This window comes from Beijerinckia sp. 28-YEA-48 (assembly GCF_900104955.1).
GTDB lineage: Bacteria > Pseudomonadota > Alphaproteobacteria > Rhizobiales > Beijerinckiaceae > Terripilifer.
The window spans coordinates 3,507,025-3,533,925 of the sequence record NZ_FNSI01000001.1 but is presented as its reverse complement, the minus strand read 5'-3'; the positions used below and the strand labels follow the sequence as shown (position 1 = coordinate 3,533,925).

Genomic DNA, 26,901 nt, shown 5'->3' with positions numbered 1-26,901 from the left:
TGGTCGCCGGAGCTATGTCCATGTCACCATACTGTCATCTAACGCGACGACAGATCGACGCTCAATTCGATTGGGGCAGACATGGATTATTTCAGACGTTTCACGTTCCTCTTCTCGGCGCCGACCTTTGACGCGGATGATCTCGAGGGCGTCCGCTTCAATCAGATCGTCACCGAAATCGAGCGTTCCGGCTTCGAGGTCGTCAAGGCGCGTAAACTTGAGGACGCCGAGATTGCCGTGCAGACCGATGCCGCCATCGGCTGCATGGTCGTCGACTGGGGCAAGAAAGGCCTAGAGGGCAAGACAGCGGCGTTGATCAACCTGATGCGCCGTCGCGGCCTCGATTTTCCGATCATCCTGCTGATCCGCCGCAAGCGGTTCGAGGATCTGCCCGTCGAAGTGCTCGATTTCATTGACGGCTATGTCTTCCTTTCGGAAGAGACGCCGCCCTTCATCGCCAAGAACCTCATCAGCCGCTTGAAGCAATATGCCGAAACGTTGAAGACGCCGTTCTTCGGTACGCTCGTCGACTATGCGGAAGAAGGCAACCAGCTCTGGACCTGTCCGGGCCACAACGGCGGCGTGTTCTATAGCCGCAGCCCGATCGGCCGCGTCTTCATGGAACATCTTGGCGAAGCGGTCTTCCGTGACGATCTCGACAATTCCGTGCTCGATCTCGGCGACTTGCTGACACACGAAGGTCCAGCGCTCAAGGCCCAGAAAGAAGCGGCGCGAATCTTCGGGGCCGAAAAGACCTATTTCGTCCTCAATGGCACCTCGACCTCGAACAAGGTCGCGCTTGCGGCCCTGGTCACCGATGGCGACCTCGTGCTGTTCGATCGTAACAACCACAAGGCCGCCCATCACGGCGCGCTGATGATCAGCGGTGGCATCCCGGTCTATGTGCCGACGGTGCGCAACGCCTGGGGGCTGATCGGCCCCATGGGTTGGGACTCGCTCGACGAGGAGGTGTTGCGCCAGCGCATCCGCAATCACCCTCTGGTCAAGGATCCCGAGGCCTGGCGCAGGCCGCGCCCCTTCCGCGTCGCGGTCGTCGAGCAATGCACTTACGATGGCACGATCCACAATGCCCAGATGATCCTGGAGCGTATCGGCCACCTCTGTGAATATATCCTGTTCGACGAGGCCTGGGCCGGTTTCATGAAGTTCCATCCGCTCTATGCTGGGCGTTTCGCCATGGGGCTGACGAACCTTGGGCCCGAGGCGCCGGGGATCATCGCTACGCAATCGACCCATAAGCAGCTCGCGAGTTTCTCGCAGGCGTCGCAGATCCACATGAAGGACAGGCATATTCGCGGCCAGAAGCGACGTGTCGAGCATCGACGCTTCAACGAGAGCTTCATGCAATATGCCTCGACGTCGCCTTTCTATCCGCTCTTCGCCTCGCTCGATGTCGGCGCGCAGATGATGAAGGGCCGCTCTGGCGAAGTGCTCTGGGACGATACGATCCGGCTGGGCATTGAGCTGCGCAAGAAGATCCGCGCCGTGCGCCGCGAGTTCGAAGAGAAGGAGGCACGGCCGGAACGCCGCTGGTTCTTCGAACCCTTCGTGCCCGATCGCGTCGCCATTCCGGATGTGTCACGCGAAGGCGGCATCCACAATGTCGCCTGGGAATCGATCAGCACCGATCAACTAGCGAGCAATCCGGCCTATTGGCAGCTCGCGCCTGGCGAGGCCTGGCATGGCTTCGCCAGCATGACGGCGGGTTTCGCGATGACAGACCCGAACAAGCTGACTTTGTTGACGCCAGGTTTCGACCGCGCGACCGGCGGTTACGCCGAGCACGGCATCCCAGCCCCTATCGTCGCCCAGTATCTGCGCGAGAACCGTATCGTTGCGGAGAAGAACGATCTCAACTCGCTGCTCTTCCTGCTGACGCCTGGTATCGAGGCCAGCAAGGCCGGAACCCTGATCAGTGGTCTCGTCGCCTTCAAAAAGCTGCACGACGACAACGCCCTGCTGGAAGACGTCATACCTGAGTTCTACGGACGGCGGCGGGCACGCTACGCCGGTGTGCGCTTGCGCGATCTCTGTGGGGAAATGCATCGCTTCTTCCGCGACGCTGGCGTCAGCGCCCTTCAGGCGAAGCAATTCTCCTCTGAGCACCTGCCCGAAATCGCCATGTCGCCGCGCGACGCGGCGCGCTACCTCGTGCGCAATGATGTCGACTTCCTGCCGATCAACGCTCTCGCCGGCCGTATCGCCACGACGCCTTTCGTCGTTTATCCACCCGGCATCGCCACGATTGTGCCGGGCGAGCGGCTCACCGAGCGGGCGCAGCCGATGATCGATTATCTCAAGATGTTCGAGGTCTGCTTCAACGCCTTCCCGGGCTTCGAAGTGGAAATCCAGGGTGTCTACCGCGAGGTCGATGCGTCAGGCCGTATCAGCTTGCATACCTATGTCGTTTCCGAATAGAGCGGTAGAAGGCCGATCACGCTAGACTGACTATGCTCATGGAAAACGATTCATCAGGAAACGTGTCGTCGATTGTCATCCGTCCCTCGCGCGATAGCGATGTCGAGCCGATGATGGCGATTTATCGTCGCCATATCCGCCGCGGCATCGAGGAGGGCGTCGAGGATAGCGGGATGCCCGAGCCGGACGATCTGAAGGAGCGGCGTAAGAACCTGCGTAGCCACCGCCTGCCGCATCTGGTGGCGACGCTCGACGGCGAGGTGGTGGGCTACGCCTATGTCGTCCCGTTCCGCAAGCGCCCTGCCTATCGTTACGCGGCCAAGCACTCGATTTACGTGCATCACGGGCATCTCGGCCGGGGGATCGGACGGCTTCTGATGCAGGCGATCATCGATGCCTGTGCGGCTGCCGGCTTTCACCAGTTGATCGGCTATATCGACGCCGACAACCTGGCCTCGCTCGGTCTGCACGAGAGGTTTGGCTTCGACAGGGTCGGTCTGCTGCGCGGGATCGCCTATCGATATGGCCGCTGGTCCGACAGCGTTATGGTGCAACGCTCGTTGGGCGCCGGTTCAACGGCTCAGCCGACGCCCCGCCCCGCGCGCTAAGCGGATCGGCGACGAGCCGAACTTAATCGGTCTTGGCAGCAGTCAATGCTTTGCGAAGCATCTGAATGCGCGTTGAGCGAGATGAGTTCCTCGGCCGTCATTTCCGAGCGTTGCAGCAAGGTGCTTATCAGACAGGCCGCCTGCGGCTGTAGGGCTTTGCCACTGTCGGCCAGGTGAACGCCGACCTGCCGTTCGTTGCTTTATGGGGTATACCTCTTTCGGAGTACCACTTCAAATACCGCCAGCTCCGAGCGTCTGTTGATCCTAACGGCGTAGTATTCTCCACCTATGTTGAAGTCGGCTTCGATTACATTTTTTTCGATAAGCTTTGGCGGTTTGTAACAATGTAATTTGTCGTTCAACGACCGGAGCATAGCCCCTCGGTACCAATTATGGGTACCCATTAATGGTGTCGGCGCGTCCGGAATAGGGACTGAATAAGCTGCCGAACCGCGCAATCATCGGTCTGGCCTGCGACCCGCCGTCGCGACGCCTGTAGCCGGACGTTCGAGACGACGGCCGAACGTCGTGCGTGTTTGCAACGCGGGACGCTCTGCTACGAGGGCCGGCTCCATGCGTATGAAACGACATTCTTCCACTTCGGCGGCGCCGCAAGCTTTGGACGGTGGCGCAATTCGGCGCCAGGGCGATGCGTTTTGCGAGGGCGATCATCGCAGCTGTTCAAACTCTGAATAGCCATCCTGAGACACCGCAAGGAGTAGATCGATGACTGCGCCCTCCACAAATCTTCACTATGCGCCGAACAGCAACTTAGTTGATTCAAACGGCGTTGAGACCTATGCGCCAGGCGCCGATGGTTTCAATTTAGCGGATGTGAGTTCCCTTGATGCGCTCAATGCGCTACCGGCAGGCGTGGAGGGCCTCGTCTATCTCGGCATGACAGACGGTGTGACGCCTGCCTTCGAGGCTGCCGTCAATCAATACATCGGCAACCCGAAACTGTATGGGTTCTATATCGCCGATCAGCCCACGACGGTCCCTGCGGCGAACATCAAGGCTGAAGCTGATTACATCCACGCCAACGTGCCCGGCGCCATAACATTCATGTGGATTCAAAACACGGGCACACCCACCAGCCCAGTCTACAATCTCTACAATCCGCAGAACACTGACGTCGATCTTTTCGGGATCAGTCCACAGCCGGTCCAGCCCCAATTGAGCAACGGTTACAATTTAAGTGTGATCCCGGACGCTGTGAACGCAGCCGTGGCAGGGGGAATCCCGCTCGCTGACATCGTTCCGATATACCAAGCATTTGGCGGAGGCTCGCTTGCGTCCTCCTACACATTGCCGACGGCGCCCCAGGAGCAGCAGATCCTTTCTACCTGGGGCCAGTACGTGCCTACCCCAGCCTTCGATATCGCTTACAGTTGGGGTACCCAAAATGGCGATAACGCAATCAGCAACGAGCCCAGCCTGCAGCAGGTCTTCGCCGCGCACAACGCGCCAGCCGCGTCCGGCCCGGCGGTGCCGACGATCACTAGCCCGGCGAACGGCTCAACCGACACGACCACGGCCGAGCCGACGATTTCCGGGACCGGCATCGCCAGCGACACGGTCACCCTGTCGATCGACGGCGGTGCGTTGGTGACGACGACGGTGCAGTCGAACGGAAGCTGGAGCTACACGCCGACAAGCCCGTTGAGTAACGCCAGCCACACCATCACCGCGACACAGGCCGCGTCCGGCGGGCCATCCTCGGCCGCCGCCACCGACACGTTCACCGTCAATGTCGCGTCCGCCACGGCGGCGCCGACGATCACCAGCCCGGCGAACGGTTCAACCGACACGACCACGGCCGAGCCGACGATTTCCGGGACCGGCATCGCTGGCGACACGGTCACAATGTCGATCGACGGCGGCGCGTCGGTGACGACGACGGTGCAGTCGAACGGAAGCTGGAGCTACACGCCGACAAGCCCGTTGAGCAACGCCAGCCACACCATCACCGCGACGCAGGCCGCGTCCGGAGGGCCATCCTCGGCCGCCGCCACCGATACGTTCACCGTCAATGTGGGCGGCGGTCAGACGATCAGCACGGCAAGCGGCAACCTATACTTGACCTCGGCCAGCAATCCGCTGACCATCACCAGCACGGGAAGCGTCACCTCGACAGGCACCAGCGACGCGATCAATGCGCCCTCCGGTACGACCTGGCTCATCAACAACGCCGGCACGATTTCCGGCGTCGTCGGCACGTCGGCCGCCGGCATTTATTCGCCGGCCTCAGGCATCACCATAGATAATACGGGCCAGATCTCCGGCAACGTCGCGGGACTTTACCTCACAGCTGGCGGCGCAATCGTCAATGGCGCGACCGGCCAGATCTCGGCGACCGGCAGCTATGGCGTCTATGTCTCCGGCGCCGCCGCAACCGTCACCAATCTAGGAACGATCTCCGGCGCGAGCTACGCCGTCGACCTGACTTTCAGCAGCGCCTCCAATCGCGTCGTGGTTGCGCCCGGCGCGACGTTCACCGGACTTGTTTCCGGCGGCAATGGCGTTTTGGAGCTGTCTGGCTCCGGCGCGGCGGGAACGCTCAGCGGAACGATAGGCGGAACCTCGGGAAGCTTCGAGAACTTCAGTCAGCTCGTCGTCGATCCCGGCGCTGTCTGGGCGCTGAGCGGCGCGCTGCAAATCACCGCGGTTCAGCTCGCGGGCTCGCTTGAGGTCGCGTCGGATACGACTTCGTCATCGCAGATCGGCTTCGCTAGCGGCGGCAAGCTGATTATCGACAATGCGGCCTCCTTCTCCGGCCCCGTTCTCTCGAATTTCGTTGCTGGCGATACTATCGACATCCATAATTTTTCCGCCGCCGGCGCGGCGATTTCCTACAACAGCGCAACCGGCGTCGCGACCATCACCAACAGCGCGTCGCAAACGGCGACGCTCGATTTTAGTGCTTCGACACTTGGCTCCGGCCAACTTCTGGCGGCTTCGGACGGAGGAACGGGGATCGTCGTCACGCTTGGCTCATCCACCGCTCCGGCGGCGCCGACGATCACCAGCCCGGCGAACGGCTCAACCGACACGACCACGGCCGAGCCGACGATTTCCGGGGCCGGCATCGCCAGCGACACGGTCACCCTGTCGATCGACGGCGGCGCGTTGGTGACGACGACGGTGCAGTCGAACGGAAGTTGGAGCTATACGCCGACAAGTCCGTTGAGTAACGCCAGCCACACCATCACCGCGACACAGGCCGCGTCCGGCGGGCCATCCTCGACCGCGGCCACCGACACGTTCACCGTCAATGTCGCGTCCGCCACGGCGGCGCCGACGATCACCAGCCCGGCGAGCGGCTCAACCGACACGACCACGGCCGAGCCGACGATTTCCGGGACCGGCATCGCCAGCGACACGGTCACCCTGTCGATCGACGGCGGCGCGTTGGTGACGACGACGGTGCAGTCGAACGGAAGTTGGAGCTATACGCCGACAAGTCCGTTGAGTAACGCCAGCCACACCATCACCGCGACACAGGCCGCGTCCGGCGGGCCATCCTCGACCGCGGCCACCGACACGTTCACCGTCAATGTCGCGTCCGCCACGGCGGCGCCGACGATCACCAGCCCGGCGAGCGGCTCAACCGACACGACCACGGCCGAGCCGACGATTTCCGGGACCGGCATCGCCAGCGACACGGTCACCCTGTCGATCGACGGTAGCGCGGCGGTGACGACGACGGTGCAGTCGAACGGAAGCTGGAGCTACACGCCGACAAGCCCGTTGAGCAACGCCAGCCACACCATCACCGCGACGCAGGCCGCGTCCGGCGGGCCATCCTCAGCCGCAGCCACCGACACGTTCACCGTCAATATCGCGTCTGGCCCAGCGGCGCCGACGATCACCAGCCCGGCGAACGGCTCAACCGACACGACCACGGCCAAGCCGACGATTTCCGGGACCGGCATCGCCAGCGACACGGTCACTCTGTCGATCGACGGTAGCGCGGCGGTGACGACGACGGTGCAGTCGAACGGAAGCTGGAGCTACACGCCGACAAGCCCGTTGAGCAACGCCAGCCACACCATCACCGCGACGCAGGCCGCGTCCGGCGGCCCATCCTCGACCGCGGCCACCGACACGTTCACCGTCAACGTCAGCGGCGGCGGCCAAACGATCAGCAGCACGGTCACCGGGCCGTTCACACTGTCGGCTTCAAGTAACCCATTAACCATCGCCAGCGCGGGGAGTGTGAAGACGACGGCAAGCGGAGCCGACGGAATCGACGGAAATTCTTCGGCCGCTTGGTCCATCAACAATGCCGGAACTGTTTCCTCATCCCAGCGCTATGGCATTTCGCTCCAAGGCGCGGGGAGCAGCATCCTCAATTCCGGTTCAATTTCCGGATACAGCGGCTCCGGCGGTTACGGCGTGAACCTAGAAGACGGCGGGAGTGTATCCAACTCCGGCTCCATCTCCGGTGGGGAAGACGCGATCTTCGTCTACGGCGCGGCCGGTACGATCATCAACAGCGGGCGAATTACATCGTCCTTCGATGACACCATCGGCCTGTTCGGAGGCGGGAGCGTCACAAATAATGCCGGCGCCGTGATTCAAGCGCCGACCAGTGGAGGCTATGGCCCTGCCGCCATCTATATCCCGAATGGCTCAGCCCACGTCATCAACGATGGCTCCATTAGTGGACAATACGGCGTTTATCTTGGCGTGGCCGGCACCGTTGAGAATGCCGGGACAATCTCCGGGACGAGTTCCGCCGTGGATTTCGCAGTCAGTAGCAGCGCCAATCGGCTGATCGTTGATCCGGGCGCGGTTTTCAGCGGCTCGGTCAACGGCAATGGTGGCGTGCTGGAGCTGACCGCAGGGACCGGTTCCATCGGGTCGATCGGTTCAAGCTCATTCAGCGGTTTCCAGACGCTGATCGCCGATGCGGGTGGCGACTGGACGCTGACCGGCTCCAATTCGGTCGCCAACGTTACCGACAATGGCAGCCTCGTCGTCGCGGGGTCGCTTCATGTCTCGACTGCGGTCAGCTCCACGAGCACCGGCCAGTTTGATCTTCAAGCCGGCGGCTTGCTGGAAGTCGCGGCCGACGCCGCCGCCAATTCTCAAATCGATTTTCTCGGCGCCAGCCAGCTGACGATTGACAATGCGGCCTTGTTCGGGACCGGCGTAGGCGGATCGTCGTATGCGGGACCGCTGCTTGAAAACTTTGTCGCTGGAGACACAATCGATCTGCATAGCTTTTCGGCGACTGGGGCGGCGTTGCTTTACAATCCCACGAACGGGATGCTCCAGATCACCAATGGCTCCAACCAGGTCGCGACCCTGGACTTCCAAAATTCGACATTGGGGACGGGGAGTTTCAGCTTCGCCTCAGATGGCAGCGGCGGCATCAAGATTACGCACAGTTAGCCGAACGGGGCCGTCGCCGATGGCCCCGATTTGCATGGCTTCGCTCGCTTGGCCTCAAGGGGACTTTTCGATCGTCGGAGCGACGTTCCTATCCGAACCCACTGGCCCATTTGGGGCTTCCAAACGATTGTAATTGGGTCAACCCAGATTGTTCTGTTTCAATATGTGCGTAAGGGTCTCCAAAAATGCGGCTGTGGCAGGCCCGTGAGCCTGATCCCTTCGCTGCACAATGCCGAACTCCGAATAGATCTCAGGCGAAACAACTCTGATTGTTGACAGCGTCGGGCGACCAACCATCGGAATTGTCATGCTCGGCAGGAGGGCGACTCCCAACCCCGCTTCGGCCAATCCGCTCAACGCTGCTAGGTGCGACGATTCATAGGCGGGCTTTAACTCGAGCTTCGCGCGTGCGAATGCCTGATCGAGTTGATGGCGAATATTCGTTCCTCGTCTCAACGCAAGAATGGGCAGTTTAGAAAGAGCATGAAGGGTCAGGTTCTTTCTCGATGCCAGCGGATAAGATCTCGCCACCACCGCAACAAATGGATCCCTGATCAGAGGCGTAAACTGCAGATCGACCTCATCTTCTGGCTGCGGCCCAACTCCGAAATCCGCATCCCGATCTTTCACCCGCTGTAATAGTCCCACGTTCAGCTCATCAAAGACACGAACGTCGACGTCTGGATGCATTTTGGCAAACGCGGCAATAGCGCGTGGCAAAACGTGATAAGCGATCGACGGCAAGCAGCTTATGGTGACCCGTCCACGAAGCAGAGCGACTTGTTCGCTTAAATCCAAAAGAACTGCATCTAGCGCATCGAATGCTCTTTGCGCTCCACTGAGAAGCCGAGCGCCTTCGGTTGTTAGGACAACGCTTCGGGTTGTTCGATGAAACAGCGAAACCTGCAACGTCTCTTCTAGCGCCCGGATGTGCGCGCTCAAAGCTGGCTGCGACAGATGCAACTGCTCAGCAGCTCGTCTGAAGCTTCCTTGTTGGGCCACCGCAACAAAAGTTCGCAGCTTGGTGATGGGCGGATATATCATGTTCTGTGATCAATTATTCCGTTCTTATTCATTGTAATTCCAATATGAAGTCACTTCAATGGTCTCAAGTGCGCTTCCTGGACCAGATCCACCGTGGCGCGAAGTTTGAGCTTTCGAGGGGTCGGTTGGCCAAGGAAGCCAGTCGGAAATGAAGCAGTGGCCATCAATGAGTGGCGGATAATTGGGGGGAGAGAGATAAGCATGGGGCCACGAGGCAATAGTTCTGGACGCGCACGATTAGCGTTTTTGATGCTGACACTCTTCACTAGCGCTGCGCCATCCTACGCCGCCACAGACTATCCCAGTCGAAGCAGGCCGGTCACTATCGTGGTCCCCTATGCGGCCGGCGGGCCCGGCGACGTACTCTCTCGAGCGGTCGCTGACGTTCTCTCCAAAGAGATGAATGGCATTTTCATTATCGAGAACAAGCCCGGCGCATCTCAAATCATCGGAGCAAGAAATGTCGCTAAAGCCGACCCGGATGGCTATACGCTCCTACTAGGCAGTACGACCAGCCTGGCAATCAATCCCAGTCTTAAGAAGAATCTGCCTTACGATCCGGTCAAGGATTTCGAGCCCATAGCTCTCGTCATCAATTCTCCTCAGTATCTGATCACGCGACCGAGCTTTCCCGCAAACTCTTTGCGCGAGTTCATAGATCTTGCCAAGAAGTCGCCCGACAAATTCACCTATGCTTCCGTCGGTATCGGCTCGACGCCTCATTTGGCGGGCGAGTTGCTAAACGTCTTGGCGGGATTATCGATGCGGCACGTACCCTATGCCGGCGCCGCTCCGGTGTTGAATGACGTCATAGCTGGCCATGTCGACCTGACATTTACGACAACCGTACTTGGCTCCATTCGCGCCGGGCAGGTTAAAACACTCGGTGTCACGAGTGCTGAACCAGCTCAGGCGGCTCCCGACATACCCACGATCGCGAGCTACGGAATGCCGACATTCGACATGGGAATATGGATGGGATTTTTGGCACCCGCAGGGACGCCGAAGGAAATCATCACCAAATTAAACGAGGGAATTGTTGCGGGTGTAAAATCTGGGGCATTGAAAGAACGTATGGGCGGAGCGGGATCGGAATATGACCCTTTGGAAACCAGTCCGGCCGAATTTCGTGCGTTCATTGATCGCGAGATCCCCAAATGGCAGAAGATCATCGACCTCGTTGGGATACAGAAAGAGTAGGTGCCGCAAGACGATGGGAATCTATCGCTTTGGCAGATTTGTTCATGACGGCCCAATTGATATCCGACGCTGGCGCAACGAAGTGGGTTCGGCTCTTCAATGGCGAGGGACCCTTCGTCAATCCAAGGCAATAACTTAGATTGTCGACCGCTTTCGGACGCCCGCCTTACGATCGGTTTCCTGCGCAGCGCGGCTTTGCTTCAAGATGCTCGTCAATGTTTCCAAAAAAGCTGCGGCAGCCGGTCCGTGCGCCTGATCTTTGCGCTGTACAATGCCAAACTCGGAATAGAGTTCTGGCGAAACAATTTTTATCTTTGCAAGTTTTGGATGATCGATCATCGCAATAGTCATGCTGGGCAATAGAGCAACCCCCAACCCAGCCTCTGCCAACCCACTTAATGCCGCCCGATGTGATGATTCGTGCGTTGGCTTTAAGTCAAGACCGGCACGGATAAATGCCTGATCCAATTGGTGCCGAATATTTGTCCCCTTCTTCAGGGTGAGAAGGGGCAATTTCGAAAGAGATTTAAAGGTTAGTTCCTTTTTAAATGCCAGCGGATGAGAGCTTGCCACCACGGCATAAAATGGATCCTTGATAAGAGGCGTGAAATGAAGATCCGCCTCTTCGTCAGGCGGTGGACCAATTCCGAAATCTGCATCTCGATTGCTTATGCGCCGCACCAGGCTGGCGTTTAATTCGTCGAACACGCGAATATCAACATCTGGATGCAGTTTCGCGAAAGCAGCAATCGCTTGCGGTAAGACATGATAGGCAATCGAAGGCAAACAACTGATGGTGATGCGACCGCGTAAAAGGGCCACTTGTTCCTGAAGGTCCAAGAGCACCGAGTCCAGCGCATCGAAGGCTCTCTGCGCGCCGCTTAGCAAACGGCTTCCTTCGTTGGTCAACACAACGCTGCGAGTCGTTCGATGAAACAGGGAGACTTGGAGGGATTCTTCCAAAGCCCGAATGTGGGCGCTGAGCGCGGGCTGCGACAAATGCAGTTGCTCGGCAGCTTTTCTGAAGCTTCCCTGTTGAGCTACGGCGACAAAAGTGCGGAGTTTGTTGAGAGATGGATATATCATGTTCCGTGATCAATTATTCAAATCATATTCATTGTAATTCAAATGCGGAGCCATTTCTATACCCTCTGAGATCAGTTGCGAATTTTCAGAGGGGCAATCGAGATGGAAGACGCGATCACCAGCAACCATTCCACTAGACAGGAGCGATTGCTTTCCCTGAGCCAAACTGCGCCCAACACGACGATGGGGAAGCTGCTGCGGCAATTCTGGCAGCCTGTCGCATTGTCCAGGACATTGAAGCCAAAATCAGCCACGGCCCTCCGGATCATGAGTGAGGATCTGACTCTCTATCGGGGGGAGAGCGGTAAATGTTATCTGGTCGGTGGCCATTGCCTGCACCGGTTGACCCTTTTGCATACGGGTTGGGTCGAAGGCGAAGAAATTCGCTGCATGTATCATGGCTGGAAATACAATGGTGGCGGGCGCTGCGTTGAGCGTCCCGCAGAGACGTCTCCTCTGTCCGATAAAGTTCGTATTGCCAGCTATCCGACGCATGAATATGCGGGCTTGATATTTGCCTATATGGGCGCCGGAGAGGCGCCGGAGTTCGACCTTCCGCGCAGCGATGCTTTCGAGCGGCCGAATGATCTAGGGTTCACGCGCTTGGAGGTTTGGCCCTGCAATTGGTTCCAGCATGTCGAAAACTCTCTGGATCCGGCGCATGTCAGCTTCGCGCATATGGTTGGGCGTGTGGGCGAGTTTGGTCGAGCCATTACTGGTACTGTTCCGGAATTGGATTACGAAGAAACGGATGCTGGCATCAAGCAAACAGCGACGCGTTCCAAGGACAATGTTCGGGTTAGTAACTGGACATTTCCGAACTGTAATCACGTCCGCGTTCCGGGACTGACTGACGACGATCCGTGGATTGACACAGCGAACTGGATGGTGCCGATCGATGACACGAAAACGGCTCGCTTCTCGCTGCGACGCATTCCGTCTTCCACGCCAGAAGCCGATGAGCGGATTACGAAGTACTTTGACGAGGTCGAATCCTACTGTGCGACCGATGACCATGACGCGCTCTTCAATCGTAAGGAATATCCGGAAGATCCGCTGGTTCGTCTGACAAGCGCGCAAGACTATGTTGCGCTTGTCGGTCAAGGTGTCATTGCGAACCGATCCAGAGAACTGCTCGGGAAATCCGACAAGGGCGTCGTCTTCCTGCGCAACCTGTTTTTCAGGGAAATGACGGCTCTCTCGGAGCAAACGCCGACCAAGAACTGGCGCCGCCTCGCTAAAGCACCCGACCTGCCGCAACCGAAGCGTTCGGTCTAATCAACTTTACATGAGAGATCGAAATGAAGGTTGTTTGCTTCGAGCACAATAGAGCTCGGAAAATTGGTGTCATCGATGAAGACCATGTCGTTGATATCGCATCGGTGGATAATCGAGTGTCGCATGATGTCGGCGCGCTTCTGGTTGCCGTGGAGGGTGAACTTTCGCGATTGAAGGCAGTCGTCGCGAAGGCGAAGTCATCGGATAGAATGCCTCTTAGTTCTATCAAATATGCGCTGCCGATTTCTTCCAGTTCCCGCATCATATGCCTTGGATTGAACTATCTTGAGCATCTCAAAGAAGGACGCTTGAGGGATACATCTCCTCAACATCCAAGCATATTCATGCGCATTCCCTCGTCCTTTGTGGCGCAGGGGGAGGATTTGGTTCGGCATAAGGCATCGGAGCAATTCGACTACGAAGGAGAGCTGGTTGCCTATGTCGGGAAGCCGGCGAAATACATGACGATGGAAAACGCATTGTCGTGCATTTCGGGGTACTCCTGCGGGAACGAGGGCACCGTGCGAGACTTCCAGCGCCATACCACTCAATGGGGAATGGGCAAAAACTTCGACCGCTCAGGCAGCATCGGTCCATGGATTGTTGATGCCAAGGAACTCCCTCCGGGCGGGAAGGGATTGCGGCTGGAAACACGACGCAATGGTACGGTCATGCAGTCCGACAGTACATCAAGCATGATGTTTCCTCTTGCGGAAACGATCGTCTATCTGACGAAAGGCATTCAGCTCCTTCCGGGTGATATCATCTTTACAGGTACGCCGTCGGGAGTCGGTGCTGCTCGAAAGCCGGAGCCCGTCTGGTTGAAAAGTGGCGACAGGCTGGAGATCGAAATAGAAGGCGTCGGCTTGCTGCAAAACCGCGTCGTCGATGTAAAATAGAAAGCGGAATAAGACAAGCGGGTAACGGTAGCAGCAAGGTGGGAAGAAGCTGAAACCCGCCGCCCTCCTTATAGCCCTATCGCAAATTTCAAATGCCAAACAGCGATCCTTGCGAGAGCCCGACGAAAGTGAGGGCTCTCGCGAAGCTGATGTCGCGTCCTGAGCGCGCCTAGGCCGGTAGTCCGGCCTGGTTACGGCCATTCGTATCCTCAATCGGTGAGCCAACCATGTTCGATTCGGAAAGAAGATTGTTGGATCCACCAAATCCAGTCGAAGATTGTCAATTTGGTCAGCATTCCTTTCAACAGATCTCTCCAACGCAACGTTTTAGGAGGCTTCGCGGGCGTTCGGCCGAGATTCTGGCAGAGTGCTATCCCGGTCTAGTCGCAGCGGGAACAGTTGGTATTGCGGGCACATGGCTTTCCCAGCATTTCAATGCGCCTGTTATGCTGCTGGCCCTTCTCCTAGGGATCGCTTTTAATTTCCTATACGAAGAGAAACGGTGTCACACAGGGATTGAGTTCGCGTCCCGACAGATCTTGAGGTGTGGCGTAGCGCTTCTAGGTGTTCGTATCAGCATCTCGCAGATTTCAAGTCTCGGATTTATGCCCATAGCGACTGTTGTTGTTGGTATCCTCCTGACAATAATGGCTGGTGTCTGGTTCGCACGTAAACTTGGATTGAGCACACACTTTGGTCTTCTGTCCGGCGGTGCCGTATCGATCTGCGGAGCTTCTGCAGCGCTGGCTATATCGACGGCATTACCTTCTTATCCCGGGAAGGAGAGAGATACGTCATTGACGGTTGTCGGCGTGACGACCCTCTCAACCATTGCAATGATTGTATATCCGATCATCGTCAGTTCCGCCGGCTTAAAGCCGGTGGATGCTGGCTTGTTCCTGGGCGGAACGATTCACGATGTCGCGCAGGTTGTCGGTGCCGGATATATGATTTCACCGGAGGTCGGAGATGTATCGACCTATGTTAAGCTGCTGCGTGTTGCATGCTTGATACTGGTGGTGTTCGGAATAACTTTATATTTCTCGCGGTCCAAAATGGAATTGGATGGCAGGCGACGACTTCCAAGCATTCCGCTGTTTCTTGTTGGCTTCATTGGCTTGGTTCTTTTCAATAGCACATTCGAGCTGCCGCCGAATGCGCTTGGAATCATTAATGCAACATCCAATTGGTGTCTTGTAACTGCGATATCGGCTCTTGGAATGAAGACGTCTTTAGCGAACCTTGCCAAAGTGGGGTGGATGCCTGTGATGCTTCTTCTTTGGGAAACAGTCTGGATCGCAATTATTGTTCTGTCTTCGATCTTTCTGATCTAGCCCAGCATGCCCGCGGCCAACGCGCTTTTCTATGTACCCGAGGCACATGGTCGTTGCGACTTGTTGAGCGGTGGTACGAAGGCATCCCGTATCGCCAATGCCGATATATCACGTTCTATGATCATTTATTCCAATTATATTCATTGCAATCGGTGCCGGCCCCCACTTCAATGTTTTGGATCGGTTTCAATATCCGATGAAACGTTGCGGGATGCTTCCGGCTTTGCCGGCAATTTACAGCTTCATCCTCACAGCTTGAGCCGACCGTACCCAAGGCCTCGGAGGGAGGTCTGCATAACGCAAAATACAAAAGTTGCATGGAGGGGATTTATGTTTCGAGCCGCCACTATCGTCGCTAGCGTCATTGCAATCTGGGGTGTGCCTTTAACGGCGCATGCTACCACGACTTATCCGGGGCCTAACACGGTCAAGATCATCGTGCCGTTCCCTGCGGGAGGGCCGGCGGATACTATAGCGAGGGTTGCTGCGGATGCGCTGGGCCGTCGATTGAATGGGACGTTTATTGTCGAAAATGTGCCGGGCGCCGGCGAAGCGCTTGGAGCTGTACGGGTTAAGCAGGCAGCTCCGGATGGCTACACATTGCTCATGGGAAGCATAGGGAGCTTCGGGATCAATCCGAGCTTCAAGAAGACATTGCCCTATGATGCAATTGCAGACTTCGATGCCATCTCGCAGTTGACCGCGACGCCGCAGATCATGGTGGCCCGCGCAAATTTTCCGGCCAATACGGTCCAGGAGTTAGTCGCGCTTGCGAAGAAGGATCCGGGTCGCTTCACATATGTGTCCTACGGGTCCGGAACATCCACCCAGCTAACAGGTGAATTGCTGAACCGTGTTGCAGATATCAAAGTAAGAGAGGTTCCTTACCGTGGAGTTGCTCCAGCGTTGCAGGATTTAGTGAGCGGCTTCGTCGATATGATGTTCACAACCGCAGTCATGTCTTACGTCGAAAGCGGTCAATTGAAAGCCATCGCGCTCGCGGCCCCGAAGCGGTCTCCAGCTGTGCCCAATCTGCCTACCTTCGCGGAAGCGGGTCTAGAGGGAATGGAGCAGACAGTTTGGTTCGGCCTGTTGGCTCCTCGAGGCACTCCGGCTGATATCCGCCTTGCGATCTCGAAAGCACTAAGCGCAGCCAATGCAGCCGATGAACTGCGACCGCGATTGGGCGTGCTAGGCGCAGAAACTGACATTGTTGCCTCGACGCCGGAGGACTTCCAAAAGTTCATCGCTACCGAGATCGAAAAGTGGCGTGGGGCGATTGTTCGGGCAGGTTTTTCTCTGAATAGCCAGTAAATACTGAATCTATCCAGATCGCGGATACCGTCGGTTGACGGCATTAATACCTGTCAACCGACGGTTTGGGCGGCGCCCCGTCATTGTGGCTCAAGCAGATGTCAGACTGTGATCGGTTGGCACCGAGAATGAGGGAATGATCAGATGGTGATGAGAAGTAGTTACGATTACATCATCGTCGGAGCAGGTTCTGCAGGCTGCGTTCTCGCCAATCGATTGAGCGAGGATGAAGGCGCAAGCGTCCTTCTTCTCGAAGCTGGTGGCCGCGATCGAGATCCTCTGATCCATATCCCGATCGGCGTCGGCAAGATCTACGAGCATTATCTGCACGATTGGCGCTATCAGACAGAGCCGGAGCCTAACTTAAACAACCGCACGATCGAGGCGACGCGCGGCAAAGTTCTCGGCGGCTCCTCGTCGGTCAATGTGATGGCTTATACACGCGGCCATCGCGGTGATTACGATCGTTGGGCGCAGAAAGGGTGCCGCGGTTGGTCATATGCTGAGGTGCTGCCGTACTTCAAACACGGCGAAACATTTGCCGACGGTGCCAGTACATGGCGAGGCGGAGATGGCCCACTGCAGGTTGAGCGCGGCCGTACCAGGGATCCGTTGTTCGATGCATGGATGGATGCGGCGCGTGAGATTGGCCTGCCCATTGTTGATGATTGCAATGGTAAGGAAGGCGAAGGCTTCAGCCGGAGCCAGTATACGATCGGCCGCGGCTATCGCTCATCGTCGGCTGTCGCCTATCTCCGTCCGGCGGAGAAGCGACGCAATCTGTCTGTCGAAGTGAATGCGCACGCGACGGGTTTGTTGATGGACGGCACGCACGCACGTGGTATCGCCTACCTGAAAGACGGGCTGGCCTACGAGGCTTTGGCGCGAGAAGAGGTCATTCTGTCCTGCGGCACGTATAATACGCCGCAGCTTCTTATGCTATCTGGCATAGGGCCGGCCGAGCACTTGAGGGATAAGGGTATTAACCCGATTGTAGACTTGCCGGTTGGGCACAATCTCCAGGATCATCTCGCTGTCCTCAATATGTTCACGCGGCCGAAAAATACGAGCTTGTTTCGTGAGAATATGCGCTTTGACCGTATCGGTTTGGCTATGTTCCGCGCATATCTTTTTGGCTCTGGTCCTGGCACCGTTGTGCCGGGCGGATTGCACGCTTTCATCAAGACGAATCCAGAACTAGCGGTGCCGGATATCGAGTTTATATTTCGAGGCGTGCCCACCGCGACCCACCTTTGGTTTCCCGGCGTAAAAGCGCCTTACGAGGATGGCTACGGCATCCGTCCCACCCTTCTTCATCCCGATAGTCGCGGCAAGGTCCTGCTGCGCTCTTCGGATCCATTCGCGGCGCCGCGCATCTGCTATGACTTCTTTACCGCTCCAAGCGACCTGCCGAAATTGAGGGAGGGTTTCAAACTTGGCCGCGAGATAGCTTATTCAAAGGCGCTTGAACCCTATCGTGGTGTCGAGAAGACGCCAGGTGAGAAGATCAGAACCGACGCCGAAATTGACGATTTTATCAAGCAGACTGCGATGACCGTTCATCATCCGGTGGGGACTTGTCCAATGGGGGTGACGCCGGAAGCGGTTCTGGATGCCGACCTCAAAGTGCGAGGCGTTGAAGGACTGCGCGTTGTGGATGCGTCGGCGATGCCCGACATCATCGGCGCCCACACCAATGCCTGTGTGATGATGATGGCAGAAAAAGCCGCGGATATGATCAGGCGACGTGCTCCTCTGCCTGCCCTCGAGGACGCTTAGCTTCAAGAGAGCAGCGAGTTTGATTGCTGCAGTTTGCGTCGTGCTCCGGCATCAAGTCGAGTGGTGTGGCGCTTGCGGGTCACACGGAACTCCTGCTCGATTCGTCCGTGCCGATGAAGCAAGTTTGTAAGTAAGGACGCTGAACGCTCGTTCACTGCTACTTTCGTTTGTCGCAAAAGCTGGTCGACAATACAGCTCCCCACTTGAATCCATCCCGGACGATAGCACGAAGCGGACGCGGGTCATCAAAGAGAGCGCTTATATCGCTCTCGATGCCGGCATCTGCATCAGTTCTCCTCAGCAATCCGGATGTTCAGAAATGGTTGCAGGACAGCGGGTATTCAACTGTCATAGTGGTATAAATTCGCTCAATCAAACGCGCGAATACCCTGCGTCGGCAATGGCTGATATATCACGATCCGTGATCATTTATTCCAATTATATTCATTGCAATCAACATCAGGACCTCCTTCAATGATTTTCGGATCGGCCCCAAAAATCCGATGGACGCCGTCTTAGGGAAATCAAAAATGCTGTCACGGGGCTCGGAACTTCAAACGACTTTAGGTCTCGACGAGATCAATCTTGCCGATCCTGATTTCTGGCTCAGAGATGATTTTCATGCCGCGCTTGCGATTCTGCGCGAAGAGCGGCCGATCTCGTGGCACGAACATGCCGAAACCGGTAAGGGACATTGGGCCTTTGCTGACTACGAAGATATCGCCGAGGTCAACAAAGACTGGGAGAGATTCAGCAGCAAATACGGGATTCGCGTGTATCACGACCCCGGTACCAAGATCAGGCCCGGTACGAGTGCGCTGATTGAGCTCGACCCTCCTGAGCACACAGTAAACCGTAAGCGTGTGAGCAAGGCGCTTACGCCGCGCCAGGTGACTAAGCTCGAAGATCAAGTGCGCGAGCATGCTCGCCGGCTGGTCTCGCAATTCTCCGATGGCCAGGAGATCGATTTTGTTGATGACCTAGCGGCTATCCTTCCCTTCGAGATGGTAAGCGACCTTGTCGGCGTTCCGCACGCTGATCGTCGACATCTGCTTAAACTGTCGCAAATCGCCCGCTCCGAGTATGAGCCAGAATACGCGGATAATCGTGAGCTTCCGCAACAGGCTGTCTTGGAGCTTAGAGAGTACGGCATCGATCTCGCAGCGAAGCGCTTGGTCGATCCTAAAGACGATCTCATTTCAGAATTGGCTCATGTTCAGGTCGAAGGGGAGCCTCTCAATAAAGAAGAGCTGGCTGGATACTTCGGCCTGATGATTGCCGCGGGTAGCGGCACGACACGCGCTGCGATTTCGCACGGAATTTTGGCGTTCACGCAGTTTCCCGACCAACGCCGGCTATTTTTGAACGATCCTGTGGCGCATGAACGAACGATGGCGGAGGAAATTATCCGCTGGGCGACCCCGATCAAGCATATGGGACGTGTTCTGACCCAGGACATCGAATTCAAAGGCGTCCATATGAAAAAGGGGCAGAAGATCGCGATGTGGTTCATTGCTGCGAACCGCGATCCGCGCCTCTTCCCGGATCCCTTCAGCTTTGACATCACGCGCGATTTGAATCCGCACCAAAGTTTCGGCGCTGGTGGCCCGCATTTCTGCATGGGTGCGCACCTGGCGCGCCGAGAAATCTGGATGCTGTTCCAAGAATTGTTCGCTCGTTTTCCCAACGCCGAGGTCATTGCAGACCCCGTTCGTGAGAGGTCCCTTCAATCCAACGGCTTCAAGCACGTGCAGGTACGTCTTTCGCGTTGAATCGTATTGGGAGGAGGATCCGAAATGATCGATAAGAAATGGAACGTGAGCGTCGATCCAGAGGTCTGTGATGGGTATGCGGTATGTCAGCGCATCGAAAAATCGATCTTTCAGTACGCTGAGGATGATGAAGTGGTGCGGATTACGTCCCAGCCCGAAACGCCGGAAGTTCTCGAACGGGTGAAGCTGGCGGTTCGTCGGTGCCCGAAACAGGCGTTGAAATTGCAGCCGCGTGACGACGTTGAATGACATCCGGAGGACGCAATGCCCAATGTGATTTTTATAGATGCCGCCGGTAAGTCAAAGACCATTGATTGTGCGGTCGGCACCAGTTTGATGAAAAGTGCGCAGCTCAACGGTATATCGGGCATCTATGCGGAATGCGGCGGCCAACAGATGTGTGCGACCTGCCATATCTATGTTGCCGAAGAGTTTCGCAACACGATGCCGGAAGTATCGGTTGACGAAGACGAAATGCTTGAGGCCACGGCATCTGATCGACTTCCAAATAGTAGATTGTCATGTGCAATCATCGTCACGCCAGAACATGAGAATCTGGTCGTTCATCTTCCTAAGTATCAACGATGAGCGGCGTCGTTATCGTCGGGGGCGGGCACGGTGGCGTCGACCTGGCGTTTGGCCTGCGCGAGCGCGGTTATACCGGGCCGATCGCGGTGCTCGATAAGAGCGACTTTCTGCCTTACGAGCGCCCGCCAATGTCGAAAACCTGGATTAATGGGACAGGTGGTCCAGAAGATCTTGCGTTACGTGGGGCCGATGCGTTTTCGGGCGCCAATATCGATTTGATGCTCGGCTGCGAGGTGTTGGGGATTGATCGGGCGCAAAAGATTGTAGAGACGAACACAGGGAGCATCCAATATGCGACGCTCATCCTGGCTCTCGGATCCAATCCGCGACAGCTCAAGCTCTCGGACAACCCGCTGATTGGTATGCATCAACTGCATACGCTGGAGCAGGCCATAGCGTTGCGAGACGATCTGACGTCCGCCACCAAGATCGGAGTCATCGGCGCGGGTTTCATCGGGCTGGAATTGGCGTCATCGGCGGCCAAGCGCGGGATTCCCGTGACGGTCATGGAGACGGCGGGACGCTTGATGCCGCGAACTGCAAGCGAATTCACGTCAACCTATATGCGCTCCCGGCACGAGGAGGCAGGAACGAATTTCCGCTTCAATGCGGCCGTTCGAGAAGTCATTGGGGAATCCGGTCGTGTTCGGCGGGTCGATCTGTCGGATGGATCTCATGTCGAGGCCGATCTCGTGGTCCAGGGGGTCGGCGCTCTCGCAAATGGCGGGTGGGTTGCCGACGCGGGCCTGGATTTTGATAACGGCATCATCGTGGATAAGAAGCTACGTACTCAGGATCCAAACATTTTCGCGATCGGCGATTGTGCTCGCTTCCAGGATGATGAAGGGGGCGCCATACGGCTGGAATCCATCGGCAATGCGGCAGACCATGCTCGACGGGTCGCGGCGACGATCGCTGGCGTTTCTGCGCCGGTGCCAGATGTTCCATGGTTTTGGACTCAGCAAGCAGGCGTTCGACTTCAGATGGCTGGACGCATCGACCGCGTGGAGAACTGGCTGCTGACCGGTTCTGTCGAATCGAACACCTTCAGTGTGCTCGGGTGGCGCAATAGCAAATTGGTTTACGGCGAGTCCATCAATAGCCCGAGCGATCACGTGGCCATTCGAAAGCTACTGGCCGATAATACCGCGCTCTCGCTGTCGAAACTGCAACCCATCGCTGAAATGGGCCTGAAGGCCGCCATCAAATCCTTGGTATAACTTTGGTGGACTTCGAAATGGACACTTCCCAACCACACCCGTCAGTCGCATTTGGCGAGCTGCCCGACAAAATCGAGCAGACTTATTACAAAGTGACTATTCGTCTCATGCCCTTTCTGATCCTTTGCTACTTCGTCGCCCAGATTGATCGCGCGAATATTAGTTTTGCGAAGCTTCAGTTCATGAGTGACCTCGGTTTTTCCGAGGTGGCTTACGGATTTGGTGCTGGGCTTTTCTTCATCGGCTATTCGCTGTTTGAAGTTCCGAGCAATATCATGATGCAGCGCGTCGGGGTGCGCCGCACACTACTGCGCATCATGGTTCTTTGGGGGTTGGTCTCGATCGGCATGATGTTCGTGACATCGCCGATTCAATTCTACGTCATGCGCTTTCTTCTCGGAGTTGCAGAGGCCGGATTCTTCCCGGGGGTTCTGCTTTATCTAACTTATTGGTTTCCTGCAGCGCGTCGAGGGCGGGCGACTGGTTTTCTCATGATGGGTGCCGCTGTAGCAGGCATCATTATCGGGCCTATCTCGGCCTGGATCATGAGCCATCTAGCCGGATTGCATGGTCTGCACGGCTGGCAATGGTTGTTTCTGCTTGAAGGGTTGCCCGCCGTTATCCTGGGCATCATCGCCTTCTTCTTCCTCAGTGATCAGCCACGGGATGCCAAATGGCTAACCGAACACGAGAAAGCGATTATCCTTAGTGATCTCGCGGCGGAGGAAAAGGGAATATCTCCTGGTAGAAGACATGCGCTGCTTGATGCATTGAAGAACGTCAAAGTTTATATCGGAATTCTCGTCTATTTCTGCATAATTCTATCGTTCAACGCCGTGTCATTATGGATCCCGACCGTCATTCACGATCTTGGTGTGAAGGATCTGTTCAATGTGGGGCTGTTGTCGAGCGTAGTGTTCTTAGCGGGGGCGGCTGGAACCTATCTCATTGGCTCAAGTTCAGATCGTAGAATGGAGCGACGTTGGCATCTCACCGTGAGCTGCGCCTTCACTGCCTTGAGTTTTGCACTTCTGCCATTGGCAGCTCGCAGCATACCGGTTGCCATCGCGCTGCTCTCAATTGCTTCGGCCGCGATCTATGGTGCCTTTTCCGTATTTTGGACAATCCCGGCGACATTCCTGCCCGGAAATACCAAGGCCGGCGGCATTGCTCTCATCACCAGTCTAGGTGGTTTGGCGGCATTCGTAAGTCCAACTCTCATCGGTTGGATGACGGCCAAAACGGGAAGCGTCTATCTCGGGCTTACGATATCCGGTGGCCTCACATTGGTGGGCGCTCTTGTTTTGCTGATTGCGATTCCCGTGAACGCTTCATGTAACGAGGCTGCGAGATAGTCGGTCAGAGCAACGAAAGATCCGACCATGTACGAAGGAAGCTGCTTATGTGGTGCAATAAAGTATGCAGTCAATGGCGAGCTCGGTGACGCGGTATACTGTCATTGCTCGCGTTGTCGAAAAGCCAGTGGCTCCGCCTTTGCCGCGAATTCCGCGATAGCCGATACTTCGTTCAAAATCGTCAGTGGGAATGAGCGGCTTAAAACCTTTAGTACCTCAGAGGGCGTTCATCGTACGTTTTGCTCCGCTTGTGGTTCGCCAATCATGAGCAGGCGTGACAGTCTTCCCGGTGTCCTTCGGTTGCGGCTTGGCACCCTTGATAGGGCAACAAGGGGACCGATGGCGCATATCTTTGTCGGCTCGAAAGCAGATTGGTACGAAATCCGCGATTCCCTGCCTCAGTATGTCGAGAGAACCCCACGGAAGCCGTAGGATATTCCCAACCAAGCCGCGAGGATTCATTCAGCTTGGTGGCAAGAGCACGCGCCGATGCGCGCAAGAGGTCGCGGTATAGGTTGTAATCTCTCCAAAGCGAGAGACAGAAGTAAGTTCACCGCCGAAAATTTCCAACAATTTCGAGAGAAGCTATCATGGATTCGACCTATCCTCGCATCGGTCTGTATATCGACGGCCAGTGGATTTATGATCGTCACTCCTGCGTCGAAGTCGTCAACCCGAGCAATGAAGCGCCTCTCGGCACTGTGCCTGGCGCCACGCCGGAGGATCTCTCGAACGCTCTCTCGGCAGCGGAACGAGGCTTTCGTATTTGGCGCGATACTCCAGCGTTGCAACGATCACAAATTATGTTGCGGGCTAGCGCTCTGGTACGCGAGCGGGCCGATGCGATCGCGCGGATTCTGACGCTTGAGCAGGGCAAGCCGCTTACCGACGCGCGCAATGAAGTCGCACGCGCTGCTGCGTTTCTTGAATGGGACGCCGCAGAAGCGCAACGTATCTATGGGAGTATCGTTCCCGCCGGGCCGCAGATACAGCAGATGATACATCGGCTTCCGATCGGCCCAGTAGCCGCCTTTACGCCATGGAACGTCCCGATCGCCGCGCCCTCTCGAAAGATCGGCGGGGCGATCGCTGCAGGTTGTTCGGTGATCATTAAAGCGGCTGAAGAAACGCCAGGCACGGCCTGTGCCTTCGTACAGTGCTTCATCGATGCCGGATTGCCACCGGGTGTGTTGAATCTTGTTTTTGGTAATCCAGTGTTGATCTCTTCAACCTTAATTGCCTCGTCGGTCATCCGCATGGTGACTTTCACCGGATCTGTATCGGTCGGTAAACACCTCATTCAGCTCGCCGCCGCAGCCATGAAGCCTGTCTTGATGGAACTTGGAGGCCACGCACCGGTATTGATCGGCTCAGATGTTGATGCAGCAGCAATCGGCAGGCTCGCAGGCAACGCCAAGATACGCTTGGGTGGACAATTTTGCGCCTCGCCGACGCGCTTCATTGTTCACAAGGATTCGTATGCCGCCTTTGTCGACGCATTCGTTCAGGTCGCAAATGAAATCCGCGTGGGCGACGGCTTCGAAGCGGGCGTTCAGATGGGGCCACTCATTAATAATAAGCGTCTCATGGCGATCGAGGAGCTAGTGCAGGATGCCAAAGCTTCCGGTGCGCGAATTGCTGCTGGCGGCCGGCGTATCGGTGATCGTGGGTTTTTCTATGCGCCCACCGTTCTCGCCGATGTGCCGGTGCAGGCAAAGGCAATGTTCACCGAGCCATTCGGCCCCTTGGCGCTCTGCGTGCAGGTTGCCGACCTGAATGAAGGAATTGCGCTCGCCAATAGCCTGTCGGTAGGGCTCGCTGGCTATGCTTTCACGAATTCGCTCGAGGAAGCGGAGCGCCTCGCACGTGAGTTGGAGTGTGGGGTGCTGTCAATCAATCATTTCGGCAGCTGTGGTCCGGATACCCCTTTCGGTGGAATCAAAGAAAGCGGCATCGGGCGGGAGGGCGGTGCCCAGAGCCTGGAGCCTTACACGATCATGAAAACGGTGCTGCAGCGGACTGCGCGAGTATGATCGTGAGGGGATGGAGAAAATTATCTGCACCGCTGATAGGCGCAGTGAGGTCAATCGGGTTGAAATCGGCGCCCCTCGCTTCGGCAGGATAAATAATCGTTCCTGCAGGCGGTCCTCTAGCCAGGTTGAAGGCGGGAAGTAATCTTTTCCGCTCTTCAACCGGACGAGATGTTGGGCGCCCATTCAAACAGATGATCGCGACCCTCGGCCGAGATCATATGCCGGGCGTCGCTCTCGCTTTTCGATTATCGCTTAAGACACCGTGAGTAGCAGCTTGCCGACGTGTGTCCCGGCTTCCATAGCCGTATGCGCTCTGGCTGCCTCGGCGAGTGGAAATGTTTCGGAGATCACCGGCGTCATCTGACCCTGTTCAATCAGTGGCCAAACGACTTTCCTGATAGACTCGAACAGACGTGTTTTCTCGGCAATGCTCTTCGGCATCAGGCGCGACCCGGTTACGGCCACGCCTTTGGCTTGCAATTTAGAGAAGTCGAAATTGACCTGGCCGCCCTTTCGGAGACCGATAATGCTGATCCGTCCGCCTGCGGACAGGCAATCAAGGTCCTTACCGAGATAGTCGCCTCCGATCATCTCCAGCACTACGTTGATACCTATTTTTTCTTGCTGCAGTACCTCAAGAAAATCGGCTTCCTTGTAGTTAATCGCTTTTACTGCACCCAGATGAATGCAAGCGGCGCATTTCGTGTCGCTTCCAGCCGTCACCACAACACGCGAGCCAAGAGCCGTCGCCAACTGGATGGCCATGGTGCCAATGCCGCCGGCGCCACCATGTACCAGCAAGGTCTCGCCAGGCATCAACCTACCGAGGTCAAAGACATTCAGCCACACTGTGGCGACGGCTTCGGGTAGCCCGGCGGCCTCATACAATCCGATTCCTTTCGGGACAGGAAGGCAGAGAGATTCATGGGCGACGGCGAACTCGGCATAACCGCCACCGTTCAGTAGAGCGCATACAGCGTCTCCTTCATTCCACATTGTCACGTTGCGGCCTTTGGTGACGACATGCCCAGATACCTCCAGTCCCAGAATGGAGGGAATTGCGGCCGAAGCACCGCCATAGGTACCGCGGCGTTGGGACAAATCTGCAGCATTCATTCCCGCTGCCGCAACCTTGATCAGGATCTCGTTCTCGCCGACTTCAGGAATGGGTTGGCGTTGCGTCGTCAATACGTCGGGTGCACCAAACGCACGCGCACGCACGGCGTTCATGTCATTTGCAGAGATCATCCCCAGCCTCTTCTCGTTCTTTAGCGTGACTAGCGCACAAATTCGACAAGGGCTCTCAGCACGCGTCTATGTAGCGGTACATAGCAGCGTGCACCGGATATCTGACGCCCCTCTCGGTGCATTGAAGGGGAGTGGGTGCCAATTACAATGAATATAACTGGATCGAATGATTACGAAATATGATATATTTGCCTCTTGGCGAAACGGCATTTTTTTGTTTTGTGCGCGGCGGCTACAACGCCCGGCCATTCAAACTATCCACTCAGTCGAGGTGCTGAGACGCCGGGAACAAAAACTACGGAAT

At 56.7% G+C, this 26,901-nt stretch carries 19 protein-coding genes; 16 read left to right on the top strand and 3 right to left on the bottom strand.

Going from position 1 to position 26,901, the window contains the following annotated elements; all coding sequences use genetic code 11:
- Positions 1–81: 81 nt before the first annotated feature.
- The 3 genes from BLW50_RS16660 to BLW50_RS16650 all read left to right on the top strand — a co-directional run bounded on the left by BLW50_RS16660 (position 82) and on the right by BLW50_RS16650 (position 8,447).
- A complete protein-coding gene (locus BLW50_RS16660; protein WP_090704565.1) occupies positions 82–2,439 on the top strand; it encodes an Orn/Lys/Arg family decarboxylase in 2,358 nt (785 codons plus the stop codon).
- Positions 2,440–2,477: 38 nt separating this feature from the next.
- On the top strand, positions 2,478–3,047 hold the full coding sequence (locus tag BLW50_RS16655; RefSeq protein WP_090709235.1) for a GNAT family N-acetyltransferase: 570 nt from the start codon (positions 2,478–2,480) through the stop codon (positions 3,045–3,047).
- Positions 3,048–3,773: 726 nt separating this feature from the next.
- Positions 3,774–8,447 (top strand): beta strand repeat-containing protein, encoded by a 4,674-nt coding sequence (locus tag BLW50_RS16650; protein WP_090704563.1) that lies wholly within the window; start codon positions 3,774–3,776, stop codon positions 8,445–8,447.
- A 138-nt stretch (positions 8,448–8,585) separates the two neighbouring features.
- Here the strand turns inward: BLW50_RS16650 and BLW50_RS16645 are convergent, their stop codons facing one another.
- Positions 8,586–9,491, bottom strand: a complete 906-nt coding sequence (locus tag BLW50_RS16645; RefSeq protein WP_090704561.1) for a LysR family transcriptional regulator — start codon at positions 9,489–9,491, stop codon at positions 8,586–8,588.
- A 249-nt stretch (positions 9,492–9,740) separates the two neighbouring features.
- On the opposite strand from BLW50_RS16645, the gene BLW50_RS16640 reads away from it, so the two are divergent.
- Positions 9,741–10,691: a Bug family tripartite tricarboxylate transporter substrate binding protein gene (locus tag BLW50_RS16640; RefSeq protein ID WP_170850203.1), complete on the top strand. Its 951-nt coding sequence runs from the start codon at positions 9,741–9,743 to the stop codon at positions 10,689–10,691.
- 135 nt (positions 10,692–10,826) lie between these two features.
- Here BLW50_RS16640 and BLW50_RS16635 read toward each other — a convergent pair whose 3' ends face one another.
- A complete protein-coding gene (locus BLW50_RS16635) occupies positions 10,827–11,777 on the bottom strand; it encodes a LysR family transcriptional regulator (protein WP_090704558.1) in 951 nt (316 codons plus the stop codon).
- 102 nt (positions 11,778–11,879) lie between these two features.
- Here BLW50_RS16635 and BLW50_RS16630 point away from each other — a divergent pair, with 102 nt between their 5' ends.
- The 12 genes from BLW50_RS16630 (at position 11,880) to BLW50_RS16575 (ending at position 25,349) form a co-directional block, all read left to right on the top strand.
- Positions 11,880–13,055 carry a Rieske 2Fe-2S domain-containing protein gene (locus BLW50_RS16630; protein WP_210186092.1) on the top strand — a complete coding sequence of 392 codons (1,176 nt, stop codon included), beginning with the start codon at positions 11,880–11,882 and terminating at the stop codon, positions 13,053–13,055.
- A gap of 23 nt (positions 13,056–13,078) precedes the next feature.
- Positions 13,079–13,954, top strand: a complete 876-nt coding sequence (locus tag BLW50_RS16625; protein ID WP_090704554.1) for a fumarylacetoacetate hydrolase family protein — start codon at positions 13,079–13,081, stop codon at positions 13,952–13,954.
- A gap of 227 nt (positions 13,955–14,181) precedes the next feature.
- A complete protein-coding gene (locus BLW50_RS16620) occupies positions 14,182–15,288 on the top strand; it encodes a YeiH family protein (RefSeq protein WP_090704553.1) in 1,107 nt (368 codons plus the stop codon).
- Between the two features lie 330 nt (positions 15,289–15,618).
- Positions 15,619–16,602: a Bug family tripartite tricarboxylate transporter substrate binding protein gene (locus BLW50_RS16615; protein ID WP_170850202.1), complete on the top strand. Its 984-nt coding sequence runs from the start codon at positions 15,619–15,621 to the stop codon at positions 16,600–16,602.
- Positions 16,603–16,746: 144 nt separating this feature from the next.
- Positions 16,747–18,381: a GMC family oxidoreductase gene (locus BLW50_RS16610; RefSeq protein ID WP_090704548.1), complete on the top strand. Its 1,635-nt coding sequence runs from the start codon at positions 16,747–16,749 to the stop codon at positions 18,379–18,381.
- Positions 18,382–18,911: 530 nt separating this feature from the next.
- Entirely contained in the window at positions 18,912–20,153 is a 1,242-nt protein-coding gene (locus BLW50_RS16605) for a cytochrome P450 (protein WP_170850201.1), read from the top strand.
- Positions 20,154–20,177: 24 nt separating this feature from the next.
- Positions 20,178–20,402 carry a ferredoxin gene (locus BLW50_RS16600; RefSeq protein ID WP_090704543.1) on the top strand — a complete coding sequence of 75 codons (225 nt, stop codon included), beginning with the start codon at positions 20,178–20,180 and terminating at the stop codon, positions 20,400–20,402.
- Positions 20,403–20,417: 15 nt separating this feature from the next.
- Entirely contained in the window at positions 20,418–20,741 is a 324-nt protein-coding gene (locus BLW50_RS16595; RefSeq protein WP_090704541.1) for a 2Fe-2S iron-sulfur cluster-binding protein, read from the top strand.
- A complete protein-coding gene (locus BLW50_RS16590) occupies positions 20,738–21,961 on the top strand; it encodes an NAD(P)/FAD-dependent oxidoreductase (protein WP_090704539.1) in 1,224 nt (407 codons plus the stop codon). The genes BLW50_RS16595 and BLW50_RS16590 overlap by 4 nt, the downstream gene beginning before the upstream one ends.
- Positions 21,962–21,978: 17 nt before the next feature.
- Positions 21,979–23,316, top strand: a complete 1,338-nt coding sequence (locus tag BLW50_RS16585) for an MFS transporter (protein WP_090709233.1) — start codon at positions 21,979–21,981, stop codon at positions 23,314–23,316.
- Between the two features lie 27 nt (positions 23,317–23,343).
- On the top strand, positions 23,344–23,748 hold the full coding sequence (locus tag BLW50_RS16580) for a GFA family protein (RefSeq protein ID WP_090704537.1): 405 nt from the start codon (positions 23,344–23,346) through the stop codon (positions 23,746–23,748).
- A gap of 158 nt (positions 23,749–23,906) precedes the next feature.
- Positions 23,907–25,349 (top strand): NAD-dependent succinate-semialdehyde dehydrogenase, encoded by a 1,443-nt coding sequence (locus tag BLW50_RS16575; protein ID WP_090704535.1) that lies wholly within the window; start codon positions 23,907–23,909, stop codon positions 25,347–25,349.
- Positions 25,350–25,601: 252 nt separating this feature from the next.
- Here BLW50_RS16575 and BLW50_RS16570 read toward each other — a convergent pair whose 3' ends face one another.
- A complete protein-coding gene (locus tag BLW50_RS16570) occupies positions 25,602–26,597 on the bottom strand; it encodes an NAD(P)H-quinone oxidoreductase (protein WP_244544277.1) in 996 nt (331 codons plus the stop codon).
- Between the last annotated feature and the right edge of the window lie 304 nt (positions 26,598–26,901).